The sequence below is a fragment of the Nocardia sp. NPDC004582 genome, from assembly GCF_053602115.1.
The window spans coordinates 1-1,684 of sequence record NZ_JBSGCY010000293.1 but is presented as its reverse complement, the minus strand read 5'-3'; the positions used below and the strand labels follow the sequence as shown (position 1 = coordinate 1,684).

The window sequence follows — 1,684 nt, the reverse complement described above, 5'->3', positions numbered from 1 at the left end:
CGGGCGGCCGCGATGTGCGCGGGCCCGGCCACCGGCCGCAGCCCGGCCGCGGCCAGATCGCGGGGGTCGAAGCCGGCGGCATGCCGTTGCAGGATGCGGAATTCGTCGTCGCGCCCGGGCAATTGAACGTCCACCTTGAACAGGAACCGGTCCAGCTGCGCCTCCGGCAGCGGATAGGTGCCCTCCTGCTCGATCGGGTTCTGGGTGGCGACCACCACGAACGGGTCCGGCAGCGGCTGCGGTACGCCGTCCACCGAAACCTGGCGCTCCTCCATCGATTCCAGCAGCGAGGACTGGGTCTTGGGCGGGGTGCGGTTGATCTCGTCGGCCAGCAGCAGGTTGGTGAACACCGGGCCGCGGCGGAAGGTGAACTCGGCCGAGTGCGGATCGTAGATCTGGGAGCCGGTGACGTCGCCGGGCATCAGGTCCGGGGTGAACTGGATGCGGGCGTGCTCCAGGTCCAGCGCCGTGGCCAGTGCCCGCACCAGCAGCGTCTTGGCCACGCCCGGAACGCCTTCCAGCAGCACGTGGCCGCGGCACAGCAGCGCCAGCACCAGGAACATGACAGCGTGGTCGTTGCCGACCACGGCCTTGCCGATCTCGGCGCGCAGGGCCAGCAGCGCCTGCTGCGCGTCCTGCGCGGTGGGCGCCTGACCGCCGGTCGCCGGGGTGCCGTCGTGGTGGGCGTCCACCACGTCCTTGGACAGGTTGGTCACAAGACCTCCGCTTCGATCCATTCGAGTTGTGCCGCCACGAGTTCCAGGGTCTCCCGGTCGGTGACCGGGTCGTAGAGGGTGGCGCGGAGGACGGCCGGGTCCGCGCCGGTGCGGGCGGCGAGCGCCCCGACCACGAGTTCCGCCGGGGTGTCGGCGGTGACGCCGAGCACGGGGCGCAGCCGGCGCAGCGCCGCCGCCCGCAGTTTGGCGGCCACATGGTCGTGATCGCGGGATTTCCGGTACAGCCCGGCCTGTCCGGCCAGCAGTTCCTGGGCGGGGGCCTCGACCGGCAGCGGTTCCCGCACGATCGCGCCGCGCCGGCGGCCGCGCCACCACAGCACCGCGACCCAGGCGATGAGGAACTGCAGGCCGCCGAAGGCCAGCCGGCCCGGCAGCCTTTCGAAGATGGAGTCGTCGCCGCCACCGAAGTTCGGCGGCGGCACATCGGGTTCCCGGCTCGGGCTCGGCGGATGCGTCGGCGGCGTGCCCGGATGGTGCGGCGGCGCGGGCGCGTGCCCGAGATGGGTGACCGAGTACACCAGTCCGACGATCGCGAGCAGCGCGGCGAGCGCCGCCCACAGTCGCCAATCCCGCAGCAGCTCCGGCAGTTCCCGGCGTTCCCGGGCGGGTTTGTCCTTGGCGGCCTTGGTCTTGCGCGCCTTGCGTTTCTCGGTGAGCTCGACCGGCCCGTCCTTGGGCGGCGGCGCGCTCGAGAACCGGTCGGCCTGTTCGAGCTGCCGGTACTCCGATTCGGTCGCGTACCGGCCGCCGTAGACGACCTCGTCGAAACTGTGTGCCGCCGAGGGCAGTTCCCCCGCGTCGTGGACCGCCGCGGTGGCGGCGCGCGCCGTCTCCCGCGCGGTGCGGGCCCGCTCTTCGTCGAGGATGCCGCGCTGTTCCAGACCGCGGGTGACGGCGCGATACCGTTCGCGCAGCGCCACCCCGAAGTCGCCGCGCCGGGCGGCGTC

2 protein-coding genes are annotated in these 1,684 nt (G+C 72.9%); both read right to left on the bottom strand.

Annotated elements, in window-relative coordinates:
• The coding region (locus ACWELJ_RS34115; RefSeq protein ID WP_452370176.1) for an AAA family ATPase at positions 1-692 on the bottom strand (692 nt) is incomplete at its 3' end.
• 20 nt (positions 693-712) lie between these two features.
• The coding region (locus ACWELJ_RS34110; RefSeq protein ID WP_452370175.1) for a DUF4129 domain-containing protein at positions 713-1,684 on the bottom strand (972 nt) is incomplete at its 5' end.